Annotated in this window: 28 protein-coding genes, 9 tRNA genes and 1 rRNA gene; 37 read left to right on the top strand and 1 reads right to left on the bottom strand. The window is 57.4% G+C overall.

Annotated elements, in window-relative coordinates:
* The first annotated feature begins 8 nt into the window (after window positions 1-8).
* The 14 genes from rrf (at window position 9) to rpoC (ending at window position 11,675) form a co-directional block, all read left to right on the top strand.
* Window positions 9-125: ribosomal RNA gene (gene rrf / locus ACYVRZ_RS05715) — 5S ribosomal RNA — on the top strand.
* Window positions 126-134: 9 nt separating this feature from the next.
* Window positions 135-207, top strand: a tRNA-Val gene (locus ACYVRZ_RS05710).
* Between the two features lie 37 nt (window positions 208-244).
* A tRNA-Lys gene (locus ACYVRZ_RS05705) sits at window positions 245-317 on the top strand.
* 21 nt (window positions 318-338) lie between these two features.
* Window positions 339-420, top strand: a tRNA-Leu gene (locus ACYVRZ_RS05700).
* A 3-nt stretch (window positions 421-423) separates the two neighbouring features.
* Window positions 424-496 (top strand) — tRNA-Thr (locus ACYVRZ_RS05695).
* Between the two features lie 15 nt (window positions 497-511).
* Window positions 512-583 (top strand) — tRNA-Gly (locus ACYVRZ_RS05690).
* Between the two features lie 11 nt (window positions 584-594).
* A tRNA-Leu gene (locus tag ACYVRZ_RS05685) sits at window positions 595-680 on the top strand.
* A 15-nt stretch (window positions 681-695) separates the two neighbouring features.
* Window positions 696-769 (top strand) — tRNA-Arg (locus ACYVRZ_RS05680).
* A gap of 36 nt (window positions 770-805) precedes the next feature.
* Window positions 806-877 (top strand) — tRNA-Gly (locus ACYVRZ_RS05675).
* A 4-nt stretch (window positions 878-881) separates the two neighbouring features.
* A tRNA-Pro gene (locus tag ACYVRZ_RS05670) sits at window positions 882-955 on the top strand.
* Window positions 956-1,069: 114 nt separating this feature from the next.
* Entirely contained in the window at window positions 1,070-1,537 is a 468-nt protein-coding gene (locus ACYVRZ_RS05665; RefSeq protein WP_461225535.1) for a CtsR family transcriptional regulator, read from the top strand.
* 164 nt (window positions 1,538-1,701) lie between these two features.
* Window positions 1,702-4,185 (top strand): ATP-dependent Clp protease ATP-binding subunit, encoded by a 2,484-nt coding sequence (locus tag ACYVRZ_RS05660; protein ID WP_461225534.1) that lies wholly within the window; start codon window positions 1,702-1,704, stop codon window positions 4,183-4,185.
* Between the two features lie 218 nt (window positions 4,186-4,403).
* Complete coding sequence (rpoB, locus tag ACYVRZ_RS05655) at window positions 4,404-7,985, top strand: DNA-directed RNA polymerase subunit beta (protein ID WP_461225533.1); 3,582 nt, start codon at window positions 4,404-4,406, stop codon at window positions 7,983-7,985.
* A gap of 12 nt (window positions 7,986-7,997) precedes the next feature.
* Complete coding sequence (rpoC, locus tag ACYVRZ_RS05650) at window positions 7,998-11,675, top strand: DNA-directed RNA polymerase subunit beta' (RefSeq protein ID WP_262315158.1); 3,678 nt, start codon at window positions 7,998-8,000, stop codon at window positions 11,673-11,675.
* A 115-nt stretch (window positions 11,676-11,790) separates the two neighbouring features.
* Here rpoC and ACYVRZ_RS05645 read toward each other — a convergent pair whose 3' ends face one another.
* The gene (locus ACYVRZ_RS05645; protein WP_461225532.1) at window positions 11,791-12,348 is read right to left on the bottom strand and encodes a cysteine hydrolase family protein; all 558 of its coding nucleotides are present in this window, start codon (window positions 12,346-12,348) and stop codon (window positions 11,791-11,793) included.
* A gap of 343 nt (window positions 12,349-12,691) precedes the next feature.
* Between ACYVRZ_RS05645 and rpsJ the strand changes: the two genes are divergently transcribed.
* From rpsJ to ACYVRZ_RS05530, 23 genes are read left to right on the top strand one after another with little or no spacing between them, the layout of a single operon-like run.
* Window positions 12,692-13,000, top strand: coding sequence for a 30S ribosomal protein S10 (rpsJ, locus tag ACYVRZ_RS05640; RefSeq protein ID WP_003567567.1), 309 nt, complete (start codon window positions 12,692-12,694; stop codon window positions 12,998-13,000).
* Between the two features lie 23 nt (window positions 13,001-13,023).
* A complete protein-coding gene (gene rplC / locus ACYVRZ_RS05635) occupies window positions 13,024-13,659 on the top strand; it encodes a 50S ribosomal protein L3 (RefSeq protein ID WP_461225531.1) in 636 nt (211 codons plus the stop codon).
* A 22-nt stretch (window positions 13,660-13,681) separates the two neighbouring features.
* The gene (rplD, locus tag ACYVRZ_RS05630) at window positions 13,682-14,305 is read left to right on the top strand and encodes a 50S ribosomal protein L4 (protein WP_262315155.1); all 624 of its coding nucleotides are present in this window, start codon (window positions 13,682-13,684) and stop codon (window positions 14,303-14,305) included.
* Window positions 14,305-14,589, top strand: coding sequence for a 50S ribosomal protein L23 (rplW, locus tag ACYVRZ_RS05625; protein ID WP_262315154.1), 285 nt, complete (start codon window positions 14,305-14,307; stop codon window positions 14,587-14,589). Before rplD ends, rplW begins: the two co-directional genes overlap by 1 nt.
* Window positions 14,590-14,619: 30 nt before the next feature.
* Window positions 14,620-15,459, top strand: a complete 840-nt coding sequence (gene rplB, locus ACYVRZ_RS05620; protein WP_225046464.1) for a 50S ribosomal protein L2 — start codon at window positions 14,620-14,622, stop codon at window positions 15,457-15,459.
* A gap of 39 nt (window positions 15,460-15,498) precedes the next feature.
* Window positions 15,499-15,780 carry a 30S ribosomal protein S19 gene (rpsS, locus tag ACYVRZ_RS05615; protein WP_225046465.1) on the top strand — a complete coding sequence of 94 codons (282 nt, stop codon included), beginning with the start codon at window positions 15,499-15,501 and terminating at the stop codon, window positions 15,778-15,780.
* A gap of 14 nt (window positions 15,781-15,794) precedes the next feature.
* Window positions 15,795-16,148 carry a 50S ribosomal protein L22 gene (gene rplV, locus ACYVRZ_RS05610; protein ID WP_225046466.1) on the top strand — a complete coding sequence of 118 codons (354 nt, stop codon included), beginning with the start codon at window positions 15,795-15,797 and terminating at the stop codon, window positions 16,146-16,148.
* A gap of 13 nt (window positions 16,149-16,161) precedes the next feature.
* Window positions 16,162-16,824: a 30S ribosomal protein S3 gene (gene rpsC / locus ACYVRZ_RS05605; protein ID WP_262315153.1), complete on the top strand. Its 663-nt coding sequence runs from the start codon at window positions 16,162-16,164 to the stop codon at window positions 16,822-16,824.
* A 3-nt stretch (window positions 16,825-16,827) separates the two neighbouring features.
* A complete protein-coding gene (gene rplP / locus ACYVRZ_RS05600) occupies window positions 16,828-17,262 on the top strand; it encodes a 50S ribosomal protein L16 (protein ID WP_262315152.1) in 435 nt (144 codons plus the stop codon).
* Window positions 17,252-17,446 carry a 50S ribosomal protein L29 gene (rpmC, locus tag ACYVRZ_RS05595; protein ID WP_225046469.1) on the top strand — a complete coding sequence of 65 codons (195 nt, stop codon included), beginning with the start codon at window positions 17,252-17,254 and terminating at the stop codon, window positions 17,444-17,446. Before rplP ends, rpmC begins: the two co-directional genes overlap by 11 nt.
* A 20-nt stretch (window positions 17,447-17,466) precedes the next feature.
* Window positions 17,467-17,730: a 30S ribosomal protein S17 gene (rpsQ, locus tag ACYVRZ_RS05590; RefSeq protein ID WP_225046470.1), complete on the top strand. Its 264-nt coding sequence runs from the start codon at window positions 17,467-17,469 to the stop codon at window positions 17,728-17,730.
* Window positions 17,731-17,760: 30 nt separating this feature from the next.
* On the top strand, window positions 17,761-18,129 hold the full coding sequence (gene rplN, locus ACYVRZ_RS05585; RefSeq protein WP_262315151.1) for a 50S ribosomal protein L14: 369 nt from the start codon (window positions 17,761-17,763) through the stop codon (window positions 18,127-18,129).
* Between the two features lie 24 nt (window positions 18,130-18,153).
* Window positions 18,154-18,465: a 50S ribosomal protein L24 gene (rplX, locus tag ACYVRZ_RS05580; RefSeq protein WP_461225530.1), complete on the top strand. Its 312-nt coding sequence runs from the start codon at window positions 18,154-18,156 to the stop codon at window positions 18,463-18,465.
* Window positions 18,466-18,489: 24 nt separating this feature from the next.
* Window positions 18,490-19,032 (top strand): 50S ribosomal protein L5, encoded by a 543-nt coding sequence (gene rplE, locus ACYVRZ_RS05575; RefSeq protein ID WP_262315149.1) that lies wholly within the window; start codon window positions 18,490-18,492, stop codon window positions 19,030-19,032.
* A gap of 12 nt (window positions 19,033-19,044) precedes the next feature.
* Window positions 19,045-19,230: a type Z 30S ribosomal protein S14 gene (locus tag ACYVRZ_RS05570; RefSeq protein WP_054717680.1), complete on the top strand. Its 186-nt coding sequence runs from the start codon at window positions 19,045-19,047 to the stop codon at window positions 19,228-19,230.
* 29 nt (window positions 19,231-19,259) lie between these two features.
* On the top strand, window positions 19,260-19,658 hold the full coding sequence (gene rpsH, locus ACYVRZ_RS05565; RefSeq protein WP_262315148.1) for a 30S ribosomal protein S8: 399 nt from the start codon (window positions 19,260-19,262) through the stop codon (window positions 19,656-19,658).
* A gap of 30 nt (window positions 19,659-19,688) precedes the next feature.
* Window positions 19,689-20,219, top strand: coding sequence for a 50S ribosomal protein L6 (rplF, locus tag ACYVRZ_RS05560; RefSeq protein WP_461225529.1), 531 nt, complete (start codon window positions 19,689-19,691; stop codon window positions 20,217-20,219).
* A 31-nt stretch (window positions 20,220-20,250) separates the two neighbouring features.
* On the top strand, window positions 20,251-20,610 hold the full coding sequence (gene rplR / locus ACYVRZ_RS05555) for a 50S ribosomal protein L18 (protein ID WP_262315146.1): 360 nt from the start codon (window positions 20,251-20,253) through the stop codon (window positions 20,608-20,610).
* Window positions 20,611-20,631: 21 nt separating this feature from the next.
* A complete protein-coding gene (rpsE, locus tag ACYVRZ_RS05550) occupies window positions 20,632-21,135 on the top strand; it encodes a 30S ribosomal protein S5 (RefSeq protein WP_262315145.1) in 504 nt (167 codons plus the stop codon).
* An 11-nt stretch (window positions 21,136-21,146) separates the two neighbouring features.
* Window positions 21,147-21,332 (top strand): 50S ribosomal protein L30, encoded by a 186-nt coding sequence (gene rpmD / locus ACYVRZ_RS05545; RefSeq protein WP_262315144.1) that lies wholly within the window; start codon window positions 21,147-21,149, stop codon window positions 21,330-21,332.
* A 31-nt stretch (window positions 21,333-21,363) separates the two neighbouring features.
* Window positions 21,364-21,804, top strand: coding sequence for a 50S ribosomal protein L15 (gene rplO / locus ACYVRZ_RS05540; RefSeq protein WP_225046479.1), 441 nt, complete (start codon window positions 21,364-21,366; stop codon window positions 21,802-21,804).
* A complete protein-coding gene (secY, locus tag ACYVRZ_RS05535; RefSeq protein WP_262315143.1) occupies window positions 21,804-23,117 on the top strand; it encodes a preprotein translocase subunit SecY in 1,314 nt (437 codons plus the stop codon). Before rplO ends, secY begins: the two co-directional genes overlap by 1 nt.
* A gap of 22 nt (window positions 23,118-23,139) precedes the next feature.
* Complete coding sequence (locus ACYVRZ_RS05530; RefSeq protein ID WP_461225528.1) at window positions 23,140-23,796, top strand: adenylate kinase; 657 nt, start codon at window positions 23,140-23,142, stop codon at window positions 23,794-23,796.
* Window positions 23,797-23,800: the final 4 nt, after the last annotated feature.

Here is a 23,800-nt window from a genome sequence, read left to right as displayed (position 1 = left end):
AATAGAAGTGCGGTGGCGATAGCGAGAAGGATACACCTGTTCCCATGCCGAACACAGAAGTTAAGCTTCTCAACGCCGAGAGTAGTTGGTGGGTGACTGCCTGCGAGGGTAGGAAGCTGCCGCGCTTCATTTATGGAGGATTAGCTCAGTTGGGAGAGCGTCTGCCCTACAAGCAGAGGGTCACAGGTTCGAGCCCTGTATCCTCCAGTGCCCCACGGGCATTGGATCAGTAGTTGATTCACATGAGCCGTTAGCTCAGTTGGTAGAGCATCTGACTTTTAATCAGAGGGTCGACAGTTCGAGCCTGTCACGGCTCATTTTCATTAGAATTGGAATCTGCGGGTGTGGCGGAACTGGCAGACGCGCTAGATTTAGGTTCTAGTGGTTAATACCGTGGGGGTTCGAGTCCCTTCACCCGCATTTGCCGACTTAGCTCAGCTGGCAGAGCACCTGTCTTGTAAACAGGGGGTCGGAGGTTCGAACCCTCTAGTCGGCAGCAGTTGAATATTTCGCGGAAGTAGTTCAGTGGTAGAACATCACCTTGCCATGGTGGGGGTCGCGAGTTCGAATCTCGTCTTCCGCTTCTCACTTTCCGCCGGGATGGCGAAACTGGTAGACGCACAGGACTTAAAATCCTGCGGTAAGTGATTACCGTGTCGGTTCGAACCCGACTCTCGGCATGGTCATATTAATACGCACCCATAGCGCAACTGGATAGAGTGTCTGACTACGAATCAGAAGGTTGTAGGTTCGACTCCTACTGGGTGCATTCCGGCTCGCCGGAACGCAATTGAATAGCGATAATGCGGAAGTAGTTCAGTGGTAGAACATCACCTTGCCATGGTGGGGGTCGCGAGTTCGAATCTCGTCTTCCGCTTCATCGGGAAATAGCTCAGCTTGGTAGAGCGCTACGTTCGGGACGTAGAGGTCGTGGGTTCGAATCCCGTTTTCCCGATCAGTCAAAGATCGACGTGCAGACGCCGATCTTTTTTTGCGTTCGCTTTTTTGGCCAACCATGGCTATAATGAAAGTCAAGATTAGTCAGACTCTCGACAAAGGAGGTGTCGTATTGCAAGGGCAGAACATGTCGGATGTGATTGAGCAGTACCTGAAAGCGATGCTTCAGGCCGAGCGGCAGGTCGAGATCTCGCGAGCCGAGGTCGCAGACCAGTTCAATTGCGTCCCGTCCCAGATCAATTATGTGATCAAGACCCGCTTCACCCCGGAGCGGGGGTACGTGGTCAAAAGCAAGCGCGGCGGCGGGGGCTACATTCGCATTCACAAGGTCAGTCAGCTGTCCGACCAATCGCTGGTGTGCCTGATGGCTCAGAAGCTGCCGGAGACGCTGAGCGACGCGGCGGCTCAGCGCATGCTGCAGCAGCTGTACGAGGCTGGGTTGGTGAGTCGCCAAACCGGCACCGCAATGCTCAACGTGCTGAGCCCCCAGGTGCTGGCCCAGCCCGACGCGGTCAGCGAGGGCCGGCTGCGAGCCAGGCTGATGCAGGCGCTGCTTGACAGCCTGCGCTACGGCCACTAGCCTGTGTTGCGGTCGCACTAGTTCGGCTGTCGCAACTGCGCGGCCGACCGGGATTGCCGCACCGCACCGCCGACCGCTGTAGTTGCACCGCGACGACGAACTGTGACTCAATAGTAGATGAACGTTAGTGTTGAACCGATCCCAGGGATCAAAGGAGTTTGCGTATGGACAACTTATTCACCCCTAGTGCTAAAAACGTCTTACAAATCGCGCAGGATCAGGCTAAGGCCTTCCACCACCACGCCGTCGGCACCGAGCACCTTTTGATTGCCCTGGTGATCGAGCCCGAGGGCATCGCCGGCAAGACCCTGCGTCAGCTGTCGGTCACCGAGGCCGATGTGCATGATGAAATCGAACGCTTCACCGGTTACGGCACCAGCGCCGGCAGCAGCACCGCCAAGGACGCCTACCTGCCGTACTCGCCCAAGGGCAAGGAGATTCTGAGCTTCGCCGGCGATGAGGCCAAGCGGCTCGGCGCCTTAAAGATTGGCACCGAGCACATCCTGCTCGGCCTGCTGCGCGAGGATGACATCCTGGCGGCCCGGATTCTGCAGAACCTAGACCTGAGCCTGGCCAAGACCCGGCAGCTGGTGCTGAAGAAAATGGGTATCTCGGATGCCCCGGCCAAGCACAAGGGCGGCCCAGCTGCCCGGCCGACCCGGGCGGCCAGCGCCGGCACCCCGACGCTCGACGGTCTCGCGCGTGACCTGACCCAGCTGGCCCGGGAGAACAAGATGGATCCCGTGGTCGGCCGCGACAAGGAAGTGCGGCGGCTGGTCCAGATCCTGGCGCGTCGCACCAAGAACAACCCGGTTTTGATCGGTGAACCAGGGGTCGGCAAAACCGCCATCGCCGAGGGCTTCGCCGAGAAAATTGTGGCCGGGCAGGTGCCGGCCGACATGAAGAACAAGCGGCTGATGATGCTCGACATGGGGTCTTTGGTCGCCGGCACCAAGTACCGCGGCGAGTTCGAGGACCGGCTCAAGAAGGTGATCGACGAGATTTACCAAGACGGGCAGGTCATCTTGTTCATCGACGAGCTTCACACGCTGATCGGCGCCGGTGGGGCGGAAGGCGCAATCGACGCCTCCAACATTTTGAAGCCGGCCCTGGCTCGCGGCGAGCTGCAGCTGATCGGGGCCACCACTCTGGACGAGTACCAGAAGTACATCGAAAAAGACGCGGCGCTGGAGCGGCGTTTTGCCACCATTCAGATTGACGAGCCGAGCCCGGCCGAGGCCGAGCAGATTCTGCAGGGCTTGCGGCCGCGCTACGAGGCGCATCACGGGGTGACCATCACCGACGCGGCGCTGCACGAGGCCGTTGTGCTGTCGACGCGCTACATCGCCAGCCGCTTCCTGCCGGACAAGGCAATCGACCTGATCGACGAAAGTGCCGCCAAGGTTCGCTTGGACGAGGCCGATAAGCCGACCAAGGCTGACAAGCTGCAGGCCAAGCTGCAAGACACCGTCGCCGCCAAGAACGAGGCGATCATGCACCAGGACTTCGAGCTGGCCGCCACCATCCGCGAGAAGGAGCAGAAGCTTCGCGCCAAGCTCGAGGCCGACTCGGCCCAGGCCGGTGCGGTTCGCACCGACGTCCAGGTGACCCCAGAGGACGTGGCTGAGGTCGTCTCGCAGTGGACCGGGGTGCCGGTCACCCAGATGCAAAAGAAGGAAAGCGAGCGGCTGGTCAACCTGGAGAAGGTCCTGCACGAACGGGTCGTCGGCCAGGATGAGGCGGTGTCGGCCGTCGCCCGGGCGATTCGCCGGGCCAGGAGTGGTCTGAAGGACCCGACCCGCCCGATCGGCTCCTTCATGTTCCTCGGCCCCACCGGTGTCGGCAAAACCGAGCTGGCCAAGGCCCTGGCGGAGGCGATGTTTGGCTCCGAGGACGCGATGATTCGCGTTGACATGTCCGAGTACATGGAGAAGTACTCGACCAGTCGCCTGATCGGGGCGGCGCCGGGCTACGTCGGCTACGACGAGGGCGGCCAGCTGACTGAGAAGGTACGCAACAAACCTTACTCAGTGGTGCTCTTGGATGAGGTCGAGAAGGCCCATCCGGATGTCTTCAACATCCTGCTGCAGGTGCTGGACGACGGCTTTTTGACCGACTCCAAGGGGCGGCGCGTCGACTTCCGCAACACGATTTTGATCATGACCTCGAACATCGGGGCCACCGCGCTGCGCGACGACAAGAGCGTCGGCTTCGGGGCGGTTAACGGCGCCGGTGACTTCAAGGCGATGAAGTCGCGGATGCTGCAGGAGCTGCGCCGGGCGTTTCGTCCTGAGTTCCTCAACCGCATCGATGAGACCGTGGTCTTCCACAGCCTCAACAAAGACGAACTGCACGAGATCGTCAAGATTATGGCCAAGAACGTGCTGCACCGCCTGTCCGACCAGGACATCACGGTCAAAATCACGCCGGCCGGCATCAACGCCGTCGCCAAGGCCGGCTTTGACCCCGAGTACGGGGCCCGGCCGATTCGCCGGGCACTGCAGCGCGACGTCGAAGACGAGCTGTCCGAGCTGTTGTTGACCGGCCAGGCCAAGGCCGGCGACACCATCACCATCGGCGCCAAGAAGGGGAAGCTGACCTTCGGCGTCCGGCCGGCGGCGGCACCGGCGGAACCGGTCAACGCTTGACAAACAAACGCCGAATCTGGTACCATTAGTGCAATTGCATTTCGGTTAGGATGTGGCTGCGTCGATCTATTGTCCGGCGTAGCGCAAATAAAAACGCAAAAGTAGCGGCACGGCACGACTACTTTTCGTTTTTTTTTGCTCAAAACGCCGCCCGACCAGCAGATGTAACCTAACTGTAATATTTGACGGTACCGTAAATCTATGAGGGGTGAACAAATTTGGTAGGACACTTAGTGAATTACGGCAAGCACCGCACCCGCCGTTCCTATTCCCGGATCAAAGAAGTACTCGATCTGCCCAACCTGATCGAGATCCAGACGAACTCATACCAGTGGTTCTTGGACGAAGGCCTGAAGGAAATGTTCGACGACATTATGCCGATCGAGGACTTCCAAGGCAACCTGTCGCTGGAATTCGTCGATTACCAGCTGCTTGAGCCAAAATACACGGTTGAGGAGGCGCGTCAGCACGACGCGAACTTCTCCGCACCGCTGCACGTCACCCTGCGCCTGACCAACCACGAAACCGGTGAAATCAAGTCCCAGGATGTCTTCTTCGGCGACTTCCCGCTGATGACTAAGCAAGGGACCTTCATCATCAACGGCGCGGAGCGAGTTATTGTTTCCCAGCTGGTTCGCTCGCCTGGTGTCTACTACAACAGCGCCACCGACAAGAACTCCCGCGTGACCTACGGAACCACCGTGATTCCGAACCGCGGCGCTTGGCTTGAGTACGAAACCGACGCCAAGGATCTGGCCTACGTGCGGATCGACCGCACCCGCAAGATTCCGATGACCGAGCTGGTCCGGGCACTGGGCTTTGGCGCCGACCAGGACATCATCAATATTTTCGGCGACAACGACTCCCTGATGCTGACGCTTGAAAAAGACGTCCACAAGAACACCGAGGACTCCCGCACCGACGAAGCGTTGAAGGACATTTACGAACGCCTTCGCCCAGGCGAACCGAAAACCGCGGACTCTTCTCGCTCGCTGCTTTACGCGCGGTTCTTCGATCCAAAGCGCTACGACCTGGCTAACGTCGGCCGCTACAAGGTCAACAAGAAGTTGAGCCTGAAGACCCGGCTTTTGGGCCAGACTTTGGCCGAGACCCTGGCCGATCCCGACACCGGCGAAGTGATCGCCGCCAAGGGCGATAAGATCGACCGCCACGTGATGGACACGCTCGGTGGCTACCTGGACCGTGACGATTTCAAGACCGTCACCTACCAGCCATCCGACCAAGGCGTGGTGACCGAACCGATGACCATTCAGGTGGTCAAGGTCTACTCTCAGGTCAACCCTGAAAAGGAAATCAACCTGATTGGCAACGGTCACATCGACAAGAAGGTCAAGTACCTGACCCCGGCCGACATCATCGCCTCCATGAACTACTTCCTGAACCTGCAGGAAGGTCTTGGCGCCACTGATGATATCGACCACTTGGGCAACCGCCGCATCCGTTCGGTCGGCGAGCTGCTCCAAAACCAGTTCCGCATCGGGCTGTCCCGCATGGAGCGTGTCGTGCGCGAGCGGATGTCCATCCAAGACACCGCAACCATCACGCCGCAGCAGCTGATTAACATCCGGCCGGTGGTTGCCTCGATCAAAGAATTCTTCGGGTCCTCACAGCTGTCCCAGTTCATGGATCAGACCAACCCGCTGGGCGAGCTGACCCACAAGCGCCGCCTGTCCGCCTTGGGCCCTGGTGGCCTGACGCGTGACCGCGCCGGCTACGAAGTGCGAGACGTTCACTACACCCACTACGGCCGCATGTGCCCAATCGAAACGCCAGAAGGCCCGAACATCGGTCTGATCAACAGCCTGGCATCCTACGCGGTGGTCAACCCGTACGGCTTCATCGAGACCCCGTACCGCCGTGTGTCTTGGACGGATCACCGCGTGACCGACAAGATCGACTACCTGACCGCCGACGAGGAAGATAACTACGTCGTGGCTCAGGCCAACGCGCCTTTGACCGACGACGGGGCCTTTGCCGAAGAGACCATTCTGGCCCGTAAGAAGGACGAGAACATCGAAACGACCGCCGATCACATCGACTACATGGACGTTTCGCCTAAGCAGGTTGTCGCCGTTGCGACCGCCTGCATCCCGTTCCTTGAAAACGACGACTCCAACCGTGCCCTGATGGGTGCGAACATGCAGCGCCAGGCCGTGCCGTTGGTCGACCCACACGCACCGCTTGTCGGCACCGGCATGGAGTACAAGGCCGCCCACGACTCCGGGATTGCCGTTTTGGCTGAACACCCTGGGACCGTTGAGTACGTCGACGCCAAGGAGATTCGCGTTCGCCGCGACGACGGCGCCTTGGACAAGTACAAGCTGATGAAGTTCCGTCGCAGTAACGCCGGCAAGAACTACAACCAGCGGCCGATCGTTCGCCTCGGCGACAAGGTCGACGCCGACGAGATCATCGCCGACGGCCCAGCGATGGAGAACGGCGAGCTGGCTCTGGGCCAAAACCCGATCATCGCCTTCATGACCTGGAACATGTACAACTACGAAGACGCGATTGTGCTGTCCGAGAAGCTGGTCAAGGAAGACGCCTACACCTCGATTCACATCGAGGAGTACGAATCGGAAGCCCGCGACACCAAGCTTGGCCCTGAAGAAATCACCCGCGAAATTCCGAACGTCGGCGACGACGCCCTGAAGGACCTCGACGAGTTCGGGATCATCCGCATCGGGGCGGAAGTCCGCGACGGCGACATTCTGGTCGGCAAGGTGACGCCTAAAGGGGTGACCGAGCTGTCCGCCGAGGAACGCCTGCTCCACGCCATTTTCGGGGAAAAGGCTCGCGAAGTTCGCGACACCTCCCTGCGGGTTCCGCATGGCGGCGGCGGCATCATCCAAGACGTTCGCATCTTCACCCGTGAGGCCGGCGACGAGCTGGCGCCTGGCGTGAACATGATGGTCCGCGTCTACATCACCCAGAAGCGCAAGATTCAGGTCGGCGACAAGATGGCCGGCCGTCACGGCAACAAGGGGACCGTCTCCGTGGTTGTGCCTGAAGAAGACATGCCGTTCCTGCCTGATGGCACCCCGGTCGACATTCTGCTGTCGCCAATGGGTGTGCCATCCCGTATGAACATCGGGCAGGTGCTCGATCTTCACCTGGGGATGGCCGCTAAGAAGCTGGGCATTCACGTGGCAACGCCGGTCTTCGACGGTGCCAACGATGATGATCTGTGGGCCACCGTCAAGGAGGCCGGCATGGCCTCCGACGGCAAGTCCGTCCTGTACGACGGCCGCACCGGCGAGCCGTTCGAAAACCGCGTGAGCGTCGGTGTCATGTACTACATGAAGCTCGCCCACATGGTCGACGATAAGCTCCACGCCCGTTCCATCGGGCCTTACTCTCTGGTTACGCAGCAGCCGCTGGGTGGTAAAGCCCAGTTCGGTGGCCAGCGTTTCGGGGAAATGGAAGTTTGGGCCCTGGAAGCCTACGGGGCGGCTTACACCCTGCAGGAAATCCTGACCTACAAGTCCGATGACGTCGTTGGCCGGGTCAAGACCTACGAGGCGATCGTCAAGGGCGAACCGATTCCTAAGCCTGGGGTGCCTGAATCCTTCCGCGTTTTGGTCAAGGAGCTGCAATCCTTGGGCCTGGACATGAAGGTGCTGGACGCTGCCAAGAACGAAATCGAGCTGCGCGACATGGATGACGAGGACGACGACGTGGTATCCGTCGACGCCTTGGCTAAGTTTGCCGCCCAGCAGGAAGAAAAGAAGGCCCAGGAGGCTGCCACAGCCGCCACCGAGCAACACGACGAACACTAGGAGGTTAGCCCTTTGATTGATGTCAATAAATTCGAAAGCATGCAGATCGGCTTGGCCTCGCCGGACAAGATCCGCAGCTGGTCGTACGGGGAAGTCAAGAAGCCCGAGACGATCAACTACCGGACGCTGAAGCCCGAACGCGATGGGCTGTTCGACGAGCGAATCTTTGGGCCGACCAAGGACTGGGAGTGTGCCTGCGGGAAGTACAAGCGCATCCGCTACAAGGGCATTGTCTGCGACCGCTGCGGCGTCGAGGTGACCCGCAGCAAGGTGCGGCGCGAGCGCATGGGCCACATCGAGCTGGCCGCGCCGGTTTCCCACATCTGGTACTTCAAGGGGATCCCGAGCCGCATGGGTCTGGTCCTCGACATGTCCCCACGGGCGCTTGAAGAAGTGATCTACTTCGCGTCCTACGTGGTGATCGATCCCGGCGACACGGCGCTTGAGAAAAAGCAGCTGCTGACCGAGCGCGAGTACCGCGACAAGCGCGACGAGTACGGCAACGTCTTCAATGCGAAGATGGGTGCCGAGGCGATTAAGGAGCTTTTGCAGGCCGTTGATCTGCCCAAGGAAGTCGCCGAACTGAAGGAAGACCTGAAGTCCGCCCAGGGCCAAAAGCGGACCCGTGCGATCCGGCGTCTGGACATCCTCGACGCGTTCCTAGAATCCGGCAACGATCCGGCCTGGATGGTCATGGACACGATTCCGGTCATCCCGCCAGATCTGCGGCCGATGGTTCAGCTCGAAGGTGGGCGCTTTGCCACCTCTGACTTGAACGACCTGTACCGCCGCGTGATCAACCGCAACAACCGCCTCAAGCGGCTGCTCGACTTGAACGCGCCGAACATCATCGTTCAAAACGAAAAGCGCATGCTCCAAGAGGCCGTTGACGCCTTGATTGATAACGGGCGCCGTGGGCGTCCCGTCACCGGCCCGGGCAACCGGCCGCTGAAGTCTTTGAGCCACATGCTCAAGGGGAAGCAGGGGCGGTTCCGTCAGAACCTGCTGGGCAAGCGTGTCGACTACTCCGGTCGTTCCGTTATCGACGTCGGCCCGACCCTGAAGTTCTACCAGTGTGGCCTGCCGCGTTCCATGGCGCTTGAGCTCTTCAAGCCGTTCGTGATGCGCGAGTTGGTCGCTCGGGAAATGGCCTCCAACATCAAGAACGCCAAGCGCAAGATCGACCGTGAAGACGACGACATCTGGGATGTGCTCGAAGACGTGATCAAGGAGCGTCCGGTTCTGTTGAACCGCGCCCCTACGCTGCACCGTCTGGGGATTCAGGCCTTCGAGCCAGTCCTGGTCGACGGCAAGGCAATGCGCCTGCACCCGCTGGTGTGTGAAGCCTACAACGCCGACTTCGACGGGGACCAGATGGCGATCCACGTGCCGCTGTCCGACGAGGCCCAGGCCGAGGCCCGGCTCTTGATGCTGGCCGCTCACCACATCCTGGCACCTAAGGATGGTAAGCCAATCGTGACGCCTTCCCAGGATATCGTTTTGGGTAACTACTACCTGACGATGGAGCAGAAGGGCCGCGAAGGCGAAGGCATGATCTTCAAGGATGCCAACGAAGTCCTGATGGCGCTGCAAAACGGCTACGTTCACCTGCACAGCCGCATTGCCATCGCCGTCAACTCGATGCCGGACAAGCCGTTCGAAGATGCCCAGCGCAACAAGCTGATGGTGACCTCCGTCGGCAAGGTGATTTTCAACGAAATCATGCCGGCCGACTTCCCGTACCTGAACGAGCCGACCCAAGACAACATTGTCAACGGCGTCCCGGACAAGTACTTCCTGAAGCCGGGTGAAGACCTTGACGCCTACCTGACCGATGCCCCGCTGATCCTGCCGTTCAAGAAGGGCTTCTTGTCCGACATCATCGCGGAGGTCTTCAAGACCTACAAGGTGCAGCGGACCTCCGACCTGCTGGACGACATGAAGACCCTGGGCTACACCCAGGCGACGCATTCCGGCCTGACCGTCGGCGTGGCCGACGTGCCGAACCTGCCTGAAAAAGGCGAGATCGTCGAGGCGGCCCACAAGAAGGTCGCAACCGTGTCCAAGCAGTTCCGCCGTGGGCTCATCACCGACCAGGAACGCCACGACCGTGTGATCACGATCTGGAACGACGCCAAAGACGACATTCAGCAAAAGCTGATCGACGCCTTCGACCCGACGAACCCAATCTCCATGATGAGTGACTCCGGGGCTCGTGGTAACATCTCGAACTTCACCCAGCTTGCCGGGATGCGTGGCCTGATGGCGGCGCCAAACGGCGGGATGATGGAAGTGCCGGTCCTGTCGAACTTCCGTGAAGGACTGTCCGTTATGGAAATGTTCATGTCCACCCACGGGGCCCGTAAAGGGATGACCGATACCGCGCTGAAGACCGCCGATTCGGGTTACCTGACCCGGCGTCTGGTCGATGTGGCCCAGGACGTCATCGTTCGCGAGGAAGACTGTGGCACCGACCGCGGTCTGCTGGTCACGGCGATTCGCGAAGGCAACGAAATGATCGAGCCGCTTTACGATCGTCTGGTCGGCCGTTACACGCAAAAGACCGTTTACGATCCAAAGACCAAGGCCGTCATCGTGCCCAAGGACACCCTGATGGACGAAGACGCGGCTCAGGCCGTGGTCGACGCCGGGGTTGAGGCCGTCACCATCCGCTCCGTCTTCACCTGCGACACCAAGCACGGTGTCTGCCAGAAGTGCTACGGCCGCAACATGGCCACCGGCACCCAGGTCGAAGTCGGCGAGGCCGTCGGGACCGTCGCTGCCCAGTCCATCGGCGAACCTGGTACCCAGCTGACCATGCGTAACTTCCATACCGGCGGTGTTGCCGGCGGCGAAGATATCACGCAGGGGCTGCCACGTGTCCAGGAAATCTTCGAAGCCCGCAACCCTAAGGGGCTGGCGGTTATCTCCGAAGTTGACGGTGAAATCACCGCCATCGACGAGAACCCGGCCGAACACACCCGTGAGATCACGGTGAAGGGCGAAACCGACACCCGGACCTACAGTGTGCCTTATGCCTCCTCCGTGGCGGTGGCCGAAGGCGATCACATCGATCGCGGCGGCCGCCTGACCGGTGGTTCGATCGACCCGAAGCAGCTGATTAAGGTTCAAAACGTCATTTCGACCGAAAACTACCTGATCAACGAAGTGCAGAAGGTTTACCGGATGCAGGGTGTTGAAATCGGCGATAAGCACGTCGAGGTCATGGTGCGGCAGATGCTGCGCAAGATCCGCGTGATGGATCCAGGCGATACCGACATTTTGCCGGGGACGCTTTTGGACATCGCCGAATTCACCGAACGCAACAAGCAGACCCTGGTTCAAGGGGGCATTCCGGCCACCGGTCGCCCGGTTCTGCTCGGGATCACCAAGGCCTCCCTGGAGACCAACTCCTTCCTGTCTGCGGCTTCCTTCCAAGAAACCACCCGTGTCCTCACGGATGCCTCGATCCGCGGCAAGAACGATCCGCTGGTCGGCCTCAAGGAGAACGTCATCATCGGGAAAATCATTCCGGCCGGTACCGGGATGGCGACCTACCGTCACATGGAACCCAAGACCGTCGGCACCGTGTCCGACAGCGTCTACTCAATTGCCGATATCGAAAAGCAGATGAAGGACAAGGAGGCAGCCAAGGCTGCCGCCAACACCGACACCCCGACTCAAGACTAGGCGACGTCAAAAGAGGCACCGGCAAGCGCATTGCGCTTGTCGGTGCCTCTTTGCGTGGCTGTCGGTCGCAGCCAAGGCGGCCCAGCCACCAGTTACGGCCGGGCCACGCCCAGGCTCAGACGATGCTGGCGTTCAGCACGGTCTTGAAGTGATCCAAGGCCCAGGCCTGACCGCCGGGCTTGAAGGTCGCGACGGCGTCTTGGTGGATCACCAGCGGGTAGTTCAGGTTGTAGGCGTCGACGGCTGAGTGCAGGACGCAGATGTCCGTGCAGACGCCGACTAGGTGGAGCTCGGTGACCCGCCGCTCGCGCAGCCACAGGTCCAGTGGGGTGCCGGCGAAGCTGGAATAGCGCGTCTTGTCAAACAGCGTGACGTTCGCTTCCGCTTGGTGTTGCTTGTACCATGGGGCGAGCGGGCCGAAGAGTTCGCGGCCCCAAGAGCCGCGAACGTTGTGCGGCGGGAACAGCTTGCTTTCCGGGTGGTAGGGGTCGTGCGGCGTGTGGACATCGGTGGGCAGGTAGACGAAGTCACCGGCCGCCCGGAACTGCTCGGCCAAGGCGACGATGCGAGCCGCAATCGCCTGTGCGGGGGCGCCGGCCGACAAGGCGCCTTGCGCCGCGACAAAATCATTGGTGTAATCGATAATCAACAGGGCTTTTGGCATTTGTAACACCTCCTGCTGCCAACTGTAGCAGAAAGTCGGGCGTTGTCAAGACATCTCGCCGCTCGTGAAACCGTGTGCATTCCAGGCAGCCTTAACGCCGGCACGACGGCCTTTGACAGGCGAAAAAGTTTGCGAAACACCGCGAATTACCTTGCGTTTTGGCGGCCGCTTCTGTATACTATCAAGAGTGCTGTGTAATCTAGTGGGTTACTATGCACTTCTGGCTCGTGTTGGGCCACGGTAGCGTGGATGTGAGAGGTTGCGACACGCCCGGCCGCTTTGCCACGGCGGCGTGGCGGAAATTTTCACGGAGCTAGTCTACTAACTGATAATAGACGAAGGAGGTCACACAATGGCAAAACAAAAGATTCGGATCCGGTTGAAGGCTTACGAACACCGCATCCTTGATCAATCCGCAGATAAGATCGTCGAGACAGCCAAGCGCACAGGTGCTACTATCTCAGGCCCGATCCCTCTGCCGACGGAACGCACGCTTTACACGGTGCTGCGTTCGCCACATAAGTACAAGGACTCTCGGGAACAGTTCGAAATGCGCACGCACAAGCGCCTGATCGACATTGTTAACCCGACGCCCAAGACCGTTGACGCGCTGATGAAGCTCGATCTGCCAAGCGGCGTTGACATCGAAATCAAATTATAATTCATCGTATTGGAGGTGTACCCATGACACGTAAAGGAATCTTAGGTAAGAAAATTGGCATGACGCAAGTTTTCACCGCTAACGGCGAACTCGTTCCCGTTACCGTGATCGACGTGACCCCAAACATCGTCCTGCAAGTCAAGACCGTTGAATCTGACGGTTACGAAGCAGTTCAGCTGGGCTACGGCGACAAGCGTGAAATCCTTAGCAACAAGCCAAGCGTCGGTCACGCCAAGAAGGCTGACACGACCCCTAAGCGCTTCATTAAGGAAATCCGTGATGTAGCGCTTAGCGAATACGAAGTAGGCAAGGAAATCAAGGCTGACGAATTTGCTGCTGGCGACATCGTGGATGTCACCGGTACTTCCAAGGGCCACGGTTACCAAGGTAACATCAAGAAGGATGGCCAATCTCGCGGCCCTATGGCTCACGGTTCTCGTTACCACCGTCGCCCAGGTTCTCTTGGCGCCATCATCAACAAGGTGTTCAAGGGCAAGAAGCTGCCTGGCCGGATGGGTAACCACACCCGCACCATGCAAAACCTGACCGTTATCTCGACCGACCTGGAGCACAACGTTATCCTGATCAAGGGGAACGTTCCTGGCGCCAACAAGTCGTTCGTGACGATCCGTTCCGCTGTTAAAGCAGCAACCAAGTAATACGAAGGGAGGACAATAACTAATGGCAAACGTTACTTTATACAAGCAAGATGGCTCCGAGAACGGCACTGTTGAACTGAACGATGCAATCTGGGCGATCGAACCAAACGAAAACGTCGTGTTTGACGCAGTTGTGATGCAACGCGCTTCCCTTCGTCAAGGCACTTCTAAAGTTAAGAACCGCCACGAAGTTTCCGGCGGTGGCCGCAAGCCATGGCGCCAAAAAGGGACTGGCCGTGCGCGTCAGGGCTCGATCCGCAGCCCGCAGTGGCGTGGCGGTGGGATCGTCTTTGGCCCACACCCGCGTTCCTACGCTTACCGCATCAACAAGAAGGCTTACCGCCTGGCGATCAAGTCCGTTCTGTCTCAGAAGGTCACCGATTCCGAACTCGTCGTTGTCGACGGGCTGAACTTCGATGCTCCGAAGACCAAGGACTTCGCCGCGGCGCTTTCCGCGCTGAAGGTTTCCGAGAAGGCACTGGTCGTTCTTGAGGCCGGCAACGACAACGCCGCTTTGGCTGCGCGCAACCTGCCGAACGTCAAGGTGATCCCGGCTGACGGTGTCAACGTCTTGGACGTTGTCAACTACGGCAAGCTGATTGTGACCCAATCCGCACTCTCAAAGATTGAGGAGGTGCTCGCATAATGGAAGCACGCGACATCATTTTACGCCCAATCGTGACCGAGCAATCCATGGCAGCCATGGACGACAAGAAGTACACCTTCGAAGTTGCCCTGCATGTCGAAAAGACCGCCGTTCGCCGCGCCGTTGAAGAAATCTTCGACGTCAAGGTGGCCAGCGTCAACATTGCCAACGTCAAGGGCAAAAAGAAGCGTCAAGGCAACTTCGTGGGTTACACCCGCAAGCGCCGCAAGGCCATCGTGACCTTGACTGCTGATTCCAAAGAAATCAAGATCTTCGAAGACTAGTTCAAATAATAAGCATAGGAGGGAACAAGCGTGGGTATTATTAAGTACAAACCTACCAGCAACGGTCGGCGTAACATGTCTGGCTCTGATTTCGCTGAAATCACCAAGACGCGTCCTGAAAAGACGCTGCTTGAAAGCCAGAGCCACACGGCTGGCCGTAACTCATACGGTCACATCACGGTTCGTCACCGTGGCGGCGGCCACAAGCAATTCTACCGGACGATTGACTTCAAGCGTCAAAAAGACGGTGTCGTTGCGACGGTCAAGGCAATCGAATACGATCCAAACCGGACCGCTAACATTGCACTGCTGCACTACGAAGACGGGGTCAAGACCTACATTCTGGCACCTAAAGGCCTGAACGTTGGCGACAAGATCGTTTCCGGCGAAGAAGTCGACATCAAGGTCGGCAACGCAATGCCGTTGAAGAACATCCCAGATGGGACCACGATTCACAACATCGAGCTCAAGCCTGGTAAGGGCGGCCAACTGGCCCGTTCCGCCGGGGCTTCTGCCCAGCTGCTGGGTAAGAACGATGACGGCAAGTACGTCACGGTTCGCCTGGCATCCGGTGAAGTGCGGATGGTTCTGGCTGTTAACCGTGCGACCATCGGCGCTGTCGGCAACGAACAGCACGAACTGATCAGCATCGGTAAGGCCGGCCGCAAGCGCTGGTTGGGCTTCCGTCCGACCGTCCGTGGTTCGGTTATGAACCCTAACGATCACCCGCATGGTGGTGGTGAAGGTAAGGCACCTATCGGCCGCCCATCTCCGCTTTCTCCATGGGGTAAGAAGACCCTCGGCAAGAAGACCCGTGATCACAAGGCCAAGTCCGAGAAGTTCATCGTTCGTCACCGTAAGACGAAGTAAGCCACTTACTGAATCACATCGAATAAAGGAGGTCACACAATGGGTCGCAGTCTTAAAAAAGGACCTTTCGCCGACGCTCATCTGATGAAGAAGATCGAAGCACAGGCGGACAGCGACAAGAAGACCGTCATCAAGACCTGGTCTCGTCGCTCTACCATTTTCCCAAGTTTCATCGGTTACACCATCGCCGTTTACGATGGTCGCAAGCACGTCCCAGTTTATGTTTCCGAAGACATGGTTGGTCACAAGCTGGGCGAATTCGTCCCAACCCGTACCTTCCGTGGTCACGCTAAGGACGACAAGAAGACCAAAGGGCGCTAGAAAGGAGCATATTCATGGCTGAACAAATTACGTCTGCAACCGCAACGGCCAAGACGGTTCGGATCGCTGCTCGCAAAGCGCGTTTGGTGATCGACCTGATCCGTGACCGCGACGTTGCCGAAGCATTGGCGATCTTGGACTTCACGCCTCGTGCGGGTTCCCCGCTCGTTGAGAAAGTTCTCAAGTCCGCTATCGCAAACGCGGAACATAACTTTGACTTAGATGCGCAAAACCTTTACGTCAAGGAAGCCTACGTTAACGAAGGCCCAACCTTGAAGCGGTTCCGTCCGCGCGCCAAGGGTTCTGCATCACCGATCAACAAGCGCACCAGCCACATCACCGTGGTTGTTGCCGAAAAAGAAGCATAAGGAGGGATAACGCGTGGGTCAGAAAATCAATCCAAACGGTTTCCGTGTTGGCGTCATTCGTGACTGGGAATCCAAGTGGTACGCAGACAAAGACTTTGCTAAGTACCTTCACGAAGACATCAAGATCCGTAAATTCATCAACGACAAGCTTGCAGAAGCCTCCGTTTCGACTATCGAAATCGAACGCGCTGCAAACCGCGTGAACATCTCCATTCACACTGCCAAGCCTGGCATGGTGATTGGTAAGGGCGGCGCCCAAGTTGAAAGTCTGCGCAAGCAGCTCAACGACTTGACCGGTCGCAAGGTTCACATCAACATCGTCGAAATCAAAAAGCCTGACTTGGACGCCAAGCTGGTTGGCGAAAGCATCGCCGCTCAGCTTGAACAACGTGTGGCCTTCCGCCGCGCGATGAAGCAGGCCATGCAACGCACCATGCGTTCCGGCGCCAAGGGCATCAAGACCCAGGCTGCTGGTCGTCTGAACGGTGCGGATATTGCCCGTCGTGAGCACTACTCCGAAGGCACCGTGCCTTTGCACACCCTGCGTGCCGACATCGACTACGCATGGGAAGAAGCGACGACGACTTACGGCCAGATCGGCATCAAGACCTGGATCTACCGGGGCGAAGTGCTGCCTGATAAGCCTAACCGTCCTCAAGCGAAAGGAGGGAAATAACCAATGTTAGTACCTAAGCGTGTTAAGCACCGTCGCGAATTCCGCGGCAAGATGCGCGGTGCAGCCAAGGGTGGCAAGGAAGTCAGCTTTGGTGAATACGGTCTGGAAGCCCTGGAATCCCACTGGATCTCCAACCGCCAGATTGAAGCCGCTCGTGTCGCGATGACTCGTTACATGAAGCGTGGCGGGAAGGTTTGGATCCGCATTTTCCCTCAAAAGTCCTACACCAGTAAGGGTGTTGGGGTCCGCATGGGTAATGGTAAGGGTGCGCCATCCGGCTGGGTCGCAGTTGTTAAGCGCGAAAAGATCATGTTCGAAGTTGCTGGGGTCCCTGAAGAAGTTGCCAAGGAAGCACTGCGCCTGGCATCGACCAAACTCCCGGTTCGCACCAAGATCGTGAAACGCGAGGAAGTAGGTGAGCAATCTAATGAAGGCTAAGGAAATTACGGCATTAAGCGCTGCTGAGATGCTCGAAAAGGAAAAGCAGTACAAAGAAGAACTTTTCAACCTGCGCTTCCAACAAGCAACTGGTCAGCTTGAAAACACTGCTCGCTTGAAGCAAGTGCGTCACAACATCGCACGGATCAAGACGGTCCTTCGGCAGCAAGAACTCAACAAATAATCGGAAAGGAGACAATCACCTTGGAAGAACGTAATTCTCGTAAAGTTTATCAAGGCCGCGTCGTTTCGGACAAAATGGATAAGACCATTACCGTCGAAGTCAAGACGACTAAGACTCACCCGGTATACGGCAAGCGTGTGAAGTACTCGAAGAAGTACTACGCCCACGATGAGGAAAACACCGCTAAGACCGGCGACTTGGTCCGCATCATGGAAACTCGTCCGATGTCTCGCAACAAGCGTTTCCGTTTATTGAACGTTGTCGAAAAGGCAGTTCGTATCTAATCGAGATCGAGACGAAAGGAGGACCAACCCGTGATTCAACAAGAAAGTCGTCTTAAAGTGGCGGACAACTCCGGTGCCCGCGAATTACTTGTCATCAAAGTGCTTGGCGGTTCCTACCGCAAGACCGGTAACATCGGTGACATCGTTGTGGCAACTGTAAAACAAGCTACACCAGGTGGCGTTGTCAAGAAGGCTGATGTTGTGAAGGCTGTCATCGTCCGCACCAAGTCCGGTGCGCGTCGTGCAGACGGCTCCTACATCAAGTTTGACGAGAACGCGGCTGTCATCATCAACGCCGACAAGAGCCCAAAGGGGACTCGTATCTTTGGACCAGTCGCACGTGAGCTGCGTGACGGCGATTTCATGAAGATCGTTTCCTTAGCGCCCGAAGTTCTGTAATCTGACCAATAGGAGGTGCGAAACATGAAAATCAAAACTGGTGACAAAGTGCGGGTCATGCGCGGTAAAGATGCCGGCAAGACAGGGACGGTGACCAAGGTTCTGCTTAACGCAGACAAGGTCATTGTCGAAGGCGTCAACATGATCAAGAAGCACCAAAAGCCAAACAATGCCAACCCTCAGGGCGGCATTATCGACAAGGAAGCAGCGATTCACGTGTCCAACGTGATGCTACTTGACCCGGAAACCGACAAGCCAACGCGCATCGGTTCCGCCGTTAAAGATGGTAAAAAAGTGCGGATCGCCAAGAAGTCTGGTTCCGCAATCGAAAAGTAATTCAGAAAGGAGGACTAAACTCGCATGACCAACCGTTTACAAGAACGCTACAACACTGAGATCGCGCCTGCTCTGGTTGAGAAATTCAGCTACAAGAGCACGATGCAGACCCCTAAGGTCGAAAAAATCGTCCTGAACATGGGTGTCGGCGACGCGACCCAAAACGCCAAGAACCTTGACGAAGCCGTTGCCGAACTGAAGCTCATCTCCGGTCAGCAGCCTTTGATCACCAAGGCCAAGAAGTCCATCGCGAACTTCCGCCTGCGTGAAGGCATGGCAATCGGTGCCAAGGTTACCCTGCGCGGTGAACGCATGTACGACTTCCTTGACAAGCTGATCAACGTTTCCTTGCCTCGAGTTCGTGACTTCCACGGTATCTCCGCGAAGTCCTTCGACGGGCGTGGGAACTACACGCTTGGGGTTAAGGAACAACTGATTTTCCCTGAAGTGGATTACGATAAGGTTAACCACGTTCGGGGTCTGGACGTTGTCATCGTCACGACTGCTAACACCGATGAAGAAGCACTCGAGCTGCTTTCCAAGCTTGGGATGCCATTCGCCAAATAAGGAGGGACACACTTGGCTAAGAAATCTATGATCGTGAAGAACAATCGGCCTGCAAAGTTCGCAGTGCAAGAATACACACGCTGCCAACGTTGTGGCCGTCCGCATTCCGTCTACCGTAAATTCAAACTCTGCCGGATTTGCCTTCGTGAATTAGCACATGCCGGTCAAATCCCAGGTATGCGCAAAGCTAGCTGGTAAACAACCACAAGTCAAAGGAGGTTAAATCAATGGTCTTGACCGATCCAATCGCAGATTACTTGACCCGGATTCGTAACGCCAACATGGTTCGTCACGAATCCCTGGTCGTACCTGCATCTAAGATGAAAATCAACATTTCCGAGATCCTTAAGTCCGAAGGCTTCATTCGTGATTACGAAGTCATCGAAGACGACAAGCAAGGCGTGATCCGCCTCTTCCTGAAGTACGGGAAGAACAACGAACGCGTCATCTCCGGCTTGAAGCGGATCTCTAAGCCTGGTCTGCGTTCATACGTGAAGGCAAACGAAGTGCCGAAGGTATTGAACGGCCTGGGCATCGCGATCCTTTCCACTCCAGAAGGCGTCATCACTGACAAAGAAGCCCGCGCGAAGAACGTTGGCGGCGAAGTGCTCGCGTACGTCTGGTAAGACAAACAATTCAAAAGGAGGTGCCTACAAGTGAGTCGTATTGGTAATAAAGCAATCACTGTCCCAGCTGGTGTCACCATCACTGCCGACGGCGAGAACATCACCGTTAAGGGTCCTAAGGGCGAATTGACTCGCCACTTTGCGCCTGAAATCGAAATGCACCAGGAAGGCGCAGAAATTACTTTCACGCGCCCGGATGATTCCTGGAAGGCGATGCACGGCACGATGCGTGCAAACCTGAACAACATGATCGTCGGCGTGACCGAAGGCTTCGTCAAGAAGCTCAAGCTCGTCGGGGTCGGCTACCGTGCCCAAAAGCAAGGTGCTAAGCTGGTCCTGGCCGTCGGTTACTCCCACCCGGTCGAAATGGAAGCTCCTGCCGGCGTTGAATTCGATGTGCCAAGCAACACCGAAATCAACGTTTCCGGGATTTCCAAGCAGGTTGTGGGTCAGTTCGCAGCCGAAATCCGTGCCGTTCGTTCCCCAGAACCTTACAAGGGCAAGGGTATTCGTTACGTTGACGAATACGTTCGTCGTAAGGAAGGTAAGACCGGTAAGTAGTCGTTAGCAAACAAAACAAGAGGTGAACATTGTGATTTCTAAGCCAGATAAAAACAAAACTCGGCAGCGGCGTCACGCGCGTGTCCGGGGTAAGATTTCTGGTACGAGCGAGCGCCCACGCTTGAACGTTTTCCGTTCTAACAAGAACATCTACGCGCAATTAATTGATGACGTAGCGGGTGTGACGCTAGCAAGTGCCTCCACTCTTGATAAAGAAATTGCCGCAACCGACAACAAGACCGCCCAGGCAACAGCCGTTGGTGAACTGATCGCCAAGCGGGCCATTGCCGCCGGTCACAAAGATGTGGTCTTTGACCGTGGTGGTTACCTCTATCATGGTCGCGTGCAGGCTTTAGCTGAAGCTGCGCGTGAAAACGGCCTCGAATTCTAATCAAAGGAGGATAACCAACACATGGCATCATACATCGATCCAAACCAACTCGACTTGGAAGACCGCGTCATTGCGATCAACCGCGTCACCAAAGTTGTCAAAGGTGGTCGTCGGCTGCGTTTTGCAACCATCGCGGTCGTCGGCGACAAGCACGGCCACGTCGGCTTCGGTACCGGTAAGGCGCAGGAAGTGCCTGAAGCGATCCGCAAAGCCGTTGAAGACGCCAAGAAGAACCTGATCGAAGTGCCGGTCGTCGGCACGACGATTCCGCATGAAGTGATCGGTCACTTCGGCGCCGGCGAAGTACTGCTGAAGCCTGCCGTTGAAGGGTCCGGGGTCGCTGCTGGGGGCGCTGTCCGTGCCGTCATGGAACTCGCCGGTATCTCTGACGTTACCAGCAAGTCCCTCGGCCGCAACACGCCGATCAACATGATCCGCGCAACCGTTGAAGGGCTCAAGCAGCTCAAGACGATTGAAGAAACCGCAGATCTTCGCGGCGTGTCCGTTTCTCACTTACAAGACTAGGAGGGCACATAATGGCTCAATTAAAAATCACGTTGACCAAGAGTGCTGCTCACCGGTTGCCTAAGCAACGCACGATTGTGAAGGAACTCGGTCTTGGTCGGGTTAACAGCTCTGTTGTTAAGCCCGACAACGCAGCCACCCGCGGTGCGATTTTCCAGATTTCCCACTTGGTTTCCGTTGAAGAGATCAAGGACTAAAACTACACACGAAACGGAGGTGTCCTAGAGTATGAAGTTGCATGAATTAAAGCCAAGCGAAGGCTCACGCCAACACGGCAAGCGCCTCGGCCGCGGTACTTCCAGCGGTCAGGGTAAGACCGCCGGTAAGGGTCAAAAAGGCCAACTGGCACGTCAGGGCGGCAAGACCCGTCTTGGGTTCGAAGGTGGCCAGATGCCACTGTTCCGCCGCATGCCAAAACGCGGTTTCAAGAACATCAACCGGAAGGACTTTGCTGTGATCAACTTGAAGGATCTCAACAAGTTCGAAGACGGGACCGAAGTCAACCCAGCATTGCTGATCGAAAGCGGCCTGGTCAAGGACGCGAAGGACGGCATCAAGTTGCTGGCTGACGGTCAACTCGACAAGAAGCTGACCATCAAGGTCAACAAGGCGTCCGAAGCTGCAGTTGAAGCGGTGAATGCCGCAGGCGGTTCGATCGAGGTGATCTAATGCTGAAGACCCTCATTAACGCGCTCAAAGTCAAGGAGATCCGCAACAAGATCCTCTTCACCTTAGGCGTTTTGCTGGTTTACCGGTTAGGATCTCAGATCTCGGTTCCTGGCGTCGATGCTTCGGCGTTGACCAAAATCAGTGAGAGTGGCTTGATCCCGTTACTTGACACTGTCAGTGGTGGCGGCCTTTCGAACTACTCGATTTTCTCCATGGGGGTTTCACCATACATCACGGCGCAGATCGTGGTCCAGCTGTTGCAGATGGACATCGTGCCCAAGTTCGTCGAATGGAGCAAGCAAGGGGAGGTCGGTCGGCGTAAGCTGAACCAGGTCACCCGTTACCTGACCATCGGCCTTGGGTTCTTCCAGGCAATCGGGATCACGGCCGGGTTCCAAACCCTGTCCGTATACGGCCTGGTGAAGAACCCGAGCATCGAGACCTATGTCGTGATCGGGATTATCCTGACCGGCGGCACGATGCTTTTGACTTGGATGGGTGAGCAGATCACCGATAAGGGGATCGGCAACGGCGTGTCGATGATCATCTTTGCCGGGATCATCGCCCGTCTCCCAAGTGGCTTCCAGCAACTGTTCACGGACAACATCGTCAACAACGATCCGAGTGACCGTTGGAAGGGCGCGTTGTTCCTGATCGCGCTGGCCGTTCTGCTGATCGCCGTTGTGACCTTTGTCACTTGGGTGCAGCAGGCCAACCGGAAGATTCCAATCCAGTACACGCGGCGCGTCACGGCGGCGGGGAGCAATTCCTACCTGCCGCTGAAGGTCAACGTGGCTGGGGTGATTCCGGTCATCTTCGCCAGCTCGTTCATCGTGACCCCTCAGACCATCTTGATGGCCTTTCAGGCCAAGCATGCCGGCGATGGTTGGTACCAAGTGATGACCAACATCTTCAACATGCAAAAGCCGGCCGGGACCGCGATTTACACCCTGTTGATCGTCGTCTTCACCTTCTTTTACGCCTTCGTCCAGGTCAACCCGGAGAAGGTCGCCGAAAACCTCACCAAGCAGGGGAGTTACATCCCAGGTGTTTGGCCTGGTAAGGAGACCGAGAAGTACATGTCCGGCGTCTTGATGCGGTTATCCACCGTCGGGGCACTGTTCCTGGGCGTTGTGGCGCTGATGCCACAGCTGGCCGCGAACATCTGGGGCCTGCCACAGTCCATCGGGCTGGGCGGCACGAGCCTCCTGATCGTGGTCATGACCGCCGTTGAGCTGGTTCGCCAGCTGGACGGACTCTTGATGAAGCGCGAGTACGTCGGCTTCATTCGAGACGATCTCATCACAGACTAGTCAATTTCGAGGAGGATGCAACGTGAATCTCATTTTAATGGGACTTCCCGGTGCAGGTAAGGGGACCCAGGCCGAGAAAATCGAGGCCGAGTACCCCATTGCCCACATCAGTACAGGGGACATGTTCCGTGCGGCCATGGCGGCCGGCACGGCGCTGGGACTCAAAGCCAAGTCTTACATGGATTCCGGGTCTTTGGTCCCGGATGAGGTGACCGAGGCCATCGTGAAGGAACGCTTAGGCGAAGCCGACACGGACGCCGGTTACATGCTGGACGGCTTCCCACGCACCATTGCGCAGGCAGAAGCGCTCGAGCAGATCACGGCCGACCTGGCCAAGCCGGTCGAGGCCGTGATCAACATCGCCGTTGAACCCGAGGTCTTGGTGGATCGCCTTTCCGGCCGGTTCATCTGCAAAACCTGCGGGGCGACCTACCACAAGCTGTACCACCCAACCAAGGTGGCCGGCACGTGCGATCGCTGCGGCGGCCACGAGTTCTTCCAGCGCGACGACGACAAGCCCGAAACGGTGAAGAACCGCCTCAAGGTCAACATTGAGATGAACACCCCGCTGCTGGACTTCTACAAGTCCCGCAACCTCTTGTTTGAAGTCAATGGGGACCAAGACATTGACCTGGTCTTTGCAGAGATCGAGAAGATCTTGAAGGCGATCGCCAAGTAGATCA

Source organism: Lacticaseibacillus suihuaensis (assembly GCF_054785075.1).
Note: the sequence above shows the minus strand (reverse complement) of the source record. Positions and strands in the feature narration are given on the sequence as shown.